The 6,523-nt window shown below is 72.0% G+C and carries 4 protein-coding genes and 1 pseudogene; 3 read left to right on the top strand and 2 right to left on the bottom strand.

All coding sequences use genetic code 11. From position 1 onward, the window contains the following. Positions 1-426 precede the first annotated feature (426 nt). From G6R24_RS16825 to G6R24_RS16835, 3 genes and pseudogenes are all read left to right on the top strand, one after another. Entirely contained in the window at positions 427-1,179 is a 753-nt protein-coding gene (locus G6R24_RS16825) for a helix-turn-helix domain-containing protein (protein ID WP_225438638.1), read from the top strand. A 157-nt stretch (positions 1,180-1,336) separates the two neighbouring features. Beyond that, entirely contained in the window at positions 1,337-2,578 is a 1,242-nt protein-coding gene (locus G6R24_RS16830) for a hypothetical protein (RefSeq protein ID WP_217465668.1), read from the top strand. 118 nt (positions 2,579-2,696) lie between these two features. Continuing rightward, positions 2,697-3,692 (top strand): annotated as a pseudogene (locus tag G6R24_RS16835) (ATP-binding protein); the annotation flags it as partial. Between the two features lie 243 nt (positions 3,693-3,935). Here the strand turns inward: G6R24_RS16835 and G6R24_RS16840 are convergent. Together G6R24_RS16840 and G6R24_RS16845 are read right to left on the bottom strand one after the other, a co-directional pair. Continuing rightward, the gene (locus G6R24_RS16840; protein WP_163550188.1) at positions 3,936-5,378 is read right to left on the bottom strand and encodes a DUF2786 domain-containing protein; all 1,443 of its coding nucleotides are present in this window, start codon (positions 5,376-5,378) and stop codon (positions 3,936-3,938) included. Between the two features lie 258 nt (positions 5,379-5,636). Continuing rightward, the gene (locus G6R24_RS16845) at positions 5,637-6,383 is read right to left on the bottom strand and encodes an HAD family hydrolase (protein ID WP_163550189.1); all 747 of its coding nucleotides are present in this window, start codon (positions 6,381-6,383) and stop codon (positions 5,637-5,639) included. Positions 6,384-6,523: the final 140 nt, after the last annotated feature.

Below are 6,523 nucleotides of genomic sequence, written 5' to 3' on the forward strand. Positions count from 1 at the left end.
CCAGATCTCAGGGGCGCGTGGCGGCGGACCACTCCGCCGCCACGCTGTCGACCGCGGTGGTCCCGGCGGCATCACCCATCTGGACCGTACCGCCGGTTGATCTCAGTGCCCTGCCGGGCAGCACCCCACCAGCGCGGCCTCGATCAAGGACTGGGGGATGCCGTCGGCTGCCTGCGCCACTACAGCACCCACGCCGTCGTCGTATGGGCCGCCTTCCACCTCTGCGTCGCCTGCCACTACTACCAGTACGAGATCGGCCCCACCAGGTCGCAGGTCCAGGCATGGAGGGCCGAGGTCTCCACACTTGCCTCGTTGCTCGGCCATCACGACGCGACTGCTATGCGAGCCCCCGTTGGGAACCAAGATCCGTGGCCGAGGCACACCGACGCCGGAGCAGCCCGCCCGGCGACATTAGGGTGATCGTCCATGGGTGAGAGTGAGCTGCGGGACCGGGTAGCGGCGCTGCGGGGCGAGGGGAAGTCGCCGAAGCAGATCGCCCGGATCCTGGGGGTGGCGCCGTTGGTGCGGGCTGCGGCGGCGCAGGCCCTGGCCGCGGCCGGGGAGCCGGCGCTGGTCGGCTGTTGGATCAATGCCGGGTGGAGCCGGGGTCTGACGGTGGATCCGGCGCGCGGCTGGGTGGATGCGGCTTTCGAAGGCGGCGACGCCGCGGCCGACGGTGACGCGGCCGAGGGCGCGGTGGAGCCGATCGTCCTCGACGCCCGCAACAGTCTCGGCGGTCTGGCGACGGTGCTGGTCGCGCGGGCGCACCGCTGGGGCAGCGTGTCGGTGTGCGGGTATCTGGCGGACGTCTACTGCCTCGGGGTCAAGAACGCGATGGGGCCGGACGTCATGACGGACGTCGAGCTGCCACGCTTCCGGGAGACGTACTTCGCCGCCCAGTCGAACGGGTGGCAGGAGGCGCCACTCAAGCTGGCCGCCGACCTGGTGCTTGGCTCCGTCGAGTACGCACGCGGTCTCGGTTTCGAACCGCATTCCGACTTCGCGGCCGCCGCCGGCCACCTCGGCGCGTGGGAAGGGCCGCCCGCGATCACGTTTGGCAAGGACGGCAGGCCGTTCTACATCTCCGGGCCGTACGACGACCCTCGTCGGGTCATGCGGACGCTGCAGAGCGCCTCGACCGATACCCAGCCCGGCATCGTCCTGGGCCCGGTGGGTTGACGCCTGCGGCGGATCGGATGGGGGCGTGTCGGCGGAGCGCTCCCCCACCTCGGCATCGGAGGGTGATTTTCTGACCTCAGTGCGTCGCCAGCAGGGCGGCCGGGCACCCGTCCTGGAGGCGGCGATGCGCTCGAGGCATGCGGTCAGAACGGCGGCGGTGACAGCGACGACGGCGCTGGTGGCCGCGACCGTCGCTGCGTTGTCCACCGCAGTGGCCGTAGCCGCGCCGCCCGCAGCGCCGCCACCGCCGCCCGCAGCGCCGCCACCGCCGCCAGCTGCCACGATCGCGCCACCGGCCACAAGCGGGCCACCGCTCACGACCGTCCCTCCGGTTGATCTCGGGGGTCTGCCCGGTCTGCGCTACAGCAGCGCGACCGCGATCAACGATCGTGGGGACGTCGTCGGCTCCGGGTACAGCGGGTCGTACGACAGCCATGGCTTCAGCTGGTCGCACGGGGTGCTCACCGCGCTGCCCGACACCGCGCGGGCCCCGTTCAGGATCAACAACGCCGGGCAGATCGCCGGCACCCTGCCGGGGCGTTTCTACTCCCCCGGTTTCGTGCGCCGTCCCGATGGCACCGTGGTCGCCCTCGACTTCTCCACGTCCGACCAGAACGAGCGGGGCGAGGTCGTCGGGACGGGTCCGGTGACCGACGGTGGGTCGCACGCGAAGCTCTGGCGCGACAACCACACCTTCGACCTCGGCGCCCCCGCCGGTCACACCAGCGACGCCCGGGCCATCAGCACCAACGGGTGGATCCTGGGCGAGGTGCAGAACAGCAGCCACACCGACGACTACTTCGCCCGCTGGGTGCGCGGCCGCTGGGTGCCGCTGCCCACCCCGTCCGGCTACGGTTCGGACATCAACAGTCGTGGTGATGTCGTCGGCTGGGCCACGAACGCGGACGGCGTCACCCACGCCATGCTGTGGCAGGGCGACCGCCCCATCGACCTGGATCCCAGCGATCCGCTCAGTCAGGCGGTGGCCGTCAACGACGCCGGCCAGATCCTCGGCGACACGTTCGATCCCGTGACCAACATCGGACCGCATCCTGCTCTGGGACCATGGCCAGCGGTTCGATCTGGGCACCTTCGACGGCCTGTTCGCCCGCCCGATCGCCCTCAACGAACGCGGCGACGCCATCGTCGCGACCAGTACCGCGGCCTTCCGGCGCGCCAACGGCCGGACCGTCCAGCTCGGCGGCTCCGCCAACCCGACGGCGATCAACAACCGCGGCCAGGTGGTGGGCTCCATCCTGCTCCCCGGCGACACCAGCCACGCCGCCCTGTGGAACTGACCGGCAGGACCCGCCAGATCCCTGCTCCAGAGCCATCCAGATCTGTGATTCGTCCCCGTCCAGATCCGTGGTTCGACGTCGTCCAGATCTGGGACCTGTAGCTGTCCAGATCTGTGACTCGGGGCCGTCCAGATCCGTGGTTCGAGTAGCCTGGCGGCCATGGATGCACGGCTGCACGGGCTGGTGCCGCGACGGCTGGGGCCGATTGTCGCGAGCCGGATGGCCGACGAGCCGGTGGTGCTCCTACAGGGGCCCCGCTCGGTGGGGAAGTCGACCCTGCTGCGCAGCCTCGCCGACGACATCGGCGCGGAGCTGGTCGACCTCGACGATGTGGCCGTGCGCGACGCGGCGGCCAGGGACCCCGCGCTGTTCGTCTCGGGCACCCGACCGATCTGTATCGACGAGTACCAGCACGTTCCGATCATCCTCGACGCCATCAAGGCCGAGCTCAACCGGGACGGTCGGCCCGGCCGGTTCGTCCTGACCGGCTCGGCCCGCCACGACGCCCTGCCCCGGGCCGCGCAGGCACTCACCGGCCGCCTGCACCGGCTACCGGTCTACCCGCTGTCGCAGGGTGAGCTGCGCGGGGTCCGCGAGCATCTGCTCGACGACCTGTTCACCGACCCGGGCGCCACCGTGGCCGCGGCAGCGGCCCGGCCGTCGGTGACGACCCGCGAGCAGTACATCGACAGCGTCACCATGGGCGGGTTCCCCTCGGTGCTTGTGCGCGCCTCCCTCGCCTCGCGTAACCGCTGGTTCGACGACTACGTCAGTCTCAGCCTCGAACGCGACGTGGCGGGCCTACGCCGGCTCCGTCAGGCCGCCGCGCTGCCGGGCCTGCTCGCACGGCTAGCCGGCCAGACCGCGCAGATCCTCAACATCACCCGAGCGGCGTCCGACGTCCGACTCGACGAGTCGACCGCGCACAGCTATGTGCGCCTGCTCGAAGCGGTGTTCCTGCTCTACCGGCTACCCGCCTGGGGCACCACGCTCACCGCACGATCCGCTTCCTCGCCGAAACTCCACGTCCTGGACTCCGGGGTCGCGGCCCGGTTGCTGCGGCTCACCCCGCAGAAACTGGCGGCCCGCAGCCCGACCGCGCTGACCGAGTTCGGCCATCTGCTCGAGACGTTCGTCGTCACGGAACTACTCAAACAGGCATCCTGGGCGGACTGGTTCGGCGGAGCCGGCCACTGGCGCACCCGCGGCGGGGACGAGGTCGACCTGGTGATCGAACGGGACGACGGGGCGATCGTCGCGTTCGAGATCAAGGCCGCCGGCCGGGTACCCGGCGACGATCTCGCCCCCCTGCGCAGACTCCGCGACACCGTCGGCGACGCCTTCCTCGCCGGCGTCGCGCTCTACCTCGGCGCGCGTTCCTACACCTACGAGGACCGCCTGCACGTCCTACCCGTCGACACCCTCTGGGCCCCTGAACCGCTCTGGGCCCCTGGCTGGTCACCTGGAACGGTCGGCGGCGACCTCCTCGCGGGTGTGCAGGGAGGCGAGGTCGGCGGCGGCGCGGCCCGACGCCCAGCCCTCCCCGTCACTGGCCCGGATCGAACGGGAGGTGATCCTGGGGAACATCGCCGTGGTCGCCGCCTGGACGGAGTCGGTGCGGGCGGCGAGCACCGGCAGCAGGCGGCTGTCACCGGCCTGCGCCACGGCCTCGTCGCGGACCTGTTCGGACGCGGCCCGCAGACGCTCGCCGATGCGCATCGCGAACGACGCGAGGAACGACTGGCGAAACGAGCGGGTGCGGGATCGTCCGATGCGGTCCTGGCGGGAGCCGGCCTGGGTCATCGCCGTGGTCGCCTGCAGCAGCAGCGACGTGTAGAGCAGTTCGACGGCGTCCAGATCGGGTTCGAAACCGATCACCGTGGAGTGGCCGAGGTGCTTCGACCACACCGTGCGGCAGCGGTTCGCGTCGGCGACCACGTCCAGCAGGGTGGCCTTGGCCATCTCGTAGGGGTTGTCGATGCCGACCCGGCGCCCGGACGGCTGCTCCCGGGAGCCCTGGCCGGCGGCGAGCAGCGCCTCGTCGATGCTGTGGCGGGCCATGAGCTGCTGGGCCTTGGCGGTCAGCGCCTCGGCCTCGTCGGTGAACTCGGTCGACTCGGCCTTCGCCAACAGCGCGCGGACCTTGTCCAGGATGCGCGTGTCGGCGCCCTCACCGGTGCTCGCCGCGGCGTTGCCCGCCGGCCCGGGGCCGCTGCCGGGGCCGCTGCCGCGCGACGAGGTCTCCCGCCGTGCGGTGCCCGGTGGGGGGCCGAGCATCTCCACCTCGGGCAGCAGGTGCAGCGCCCGGAGCAGTTCGATGGCGTCGCTGAGGACCATGACCCGCACGCGTCCCTCCCGCTCGCCCCAGGCGTCCAGCCACTGGTCGTCGTGTTCCCACCAGACGTGGGCGCCGAGGCTGCTCAGCTGGGCCGGCCACCGCACGTCGACGGTCGCCGGGGCGTAACGGCGCAGCTGGCCGGCGATCGCGTCGAGCACCAGCCGGACGTGGCGCTGGTCGCTCTGGCGGCCGACGATCCGGTGCAGGTCCACCGGCTGCCAGCCGCGCCGCCAGAGGCCCTCCAGGGCGCGGTCGAACCAGCCGACCAGCGCCTTGTTGACGGTCCGACGCCCGCTGGGCCCGTTCGGCGGGTCCGCCAGGGCGCTCAGGAACGCCATGAACGACTCGTCGTCCTCGGCGAGCAGCGCCGTCAGCGCATCGGAGATGATCTTCTCGGTGAGTTCGGCCAGCGACTCCCGCGGCGGCACCGGCGGCCCGAAGGGCCCTGCCTGCCCGAACGGACCCGGCTGCCCAGACGGACCCGGTTTGGTCCCAGCGTTGCGGGCCCGGTTCGCGCGCGCCTTTTCCTTGGCCTTACGTCGTTCCCGGCTCTGGCTGCCCACACGTCTCTCCCGCCGATCGACCCTGCGACCGCCAAGTATCGCAACCCGCCCAGGGCGCCGGAGAACCGACCAGCGGCCAGCACCCGGGTTTACATGTGATCTCGGCGTCAGGGCACCACCGTCGCACCGACGGACGACCACGACCCCCACCGGGACGCCCTACCCGTCAGCAGTCAGCAGCAGTCCGAAGCAGTCGGCCGGCAGCGGCTGGTACCGGGGTGCCCAGCGCGCCGTCCACGAACATTCGCCGACAGCGCACTAACCGCCCGGGCGGACCGAGACCGGGGCCGGGGCACCAGCAGCCGGAGCCTGGGGGCCGAACAGGGCAGCACGTACGGCGGCGAGGTCGGTCAGCCCGGAGAGCACGGCGCTGGCACCGGCCGCCGTGAGCTCCGCCACGCTGGTCGTGCCGGAGGCGACGCCGACCGCGCGCACACCCACGTCGAGGGCGCCGCGCACGTCGTGGACGGTGTCGCCCACCACGATCACCCGGGCCGGGTCGAAGGTCGTCGCGTGGGCGGACTCGGCCCGTCCGATGGCACGGCGCACCAGGTCGGCCCGGTCGGCGCTGACATCCCCGTAGCCACCCAGATCGAGATCGAGATGCTGGGTGAAGCCGAACACGGCCAGCTTGATCTCGGCGACGGGACGGACGTTACCGGTCACCACCGTCTGCACCACCCCGTCGGCGGCCAGGTCCGCGAGGGTCTCCCGGGCCGCGGGCAGGGCTCGCCCGCGCCGGCGCATCTCCGCGCGTAGGGCAGCCGCGGCCAGCGCCATCTCGGCGTAGAACGTGGCCAGCAACGGCGTGACGTCACTGATACCGGAGCGTCGCAGCGTCTCGGTGACGCTCGCCCGTTCGGTTCTGCCGGTCAGGTCCACCTCGATGTCCAGCGGACGCCCGACGACCCGCTCGAACGCCCGGACGTAGAGCTCCCGACTGATCCCACCGGCGTTGAGCAGGGTTCGGTCGATGTCCCACAGGACGAGCGCGGGCGCAGGCATGCCCCGATGCTCCCACGCGGCGGCCGGCCGCCGCCCCGCTCGACGGGACGTGAGTCAATGCCGCACCGCCGCCGATCATCGCCGCGTCGGCGCCGACTGGCTGATCACTGCCACCGGCGCCGAGAATGTCGGACCCGCTC

The organism is Candidatus Frankia nodulisporulans, from assembly GCF_902806475.1.
GTDB classification, from domain to species: domain Bacteria; phylum Actinomycetota; class Actinomycetes; order Frankiales; family Frankiaceae; genus Frankia; species Frankia umida.

Excerpts from the sequence above, each read along its gene's own strand:
- G6R24_RS16825 (WP_225438638.1), top strand. The coding sequence starts at position 427 with ATGGGTGAGAGTGAGCTGCGGGACCGGGTAGCGGCGCTGCGGGGCGAG.
- G6R24_RS16845 (WP_163550189.1), bottom strand. The coding sequence starts at position 6,383 with ATGCCTGCGCCCGCGCTCGTCCTGTGGGACATCGACCGAACCCTGCTC.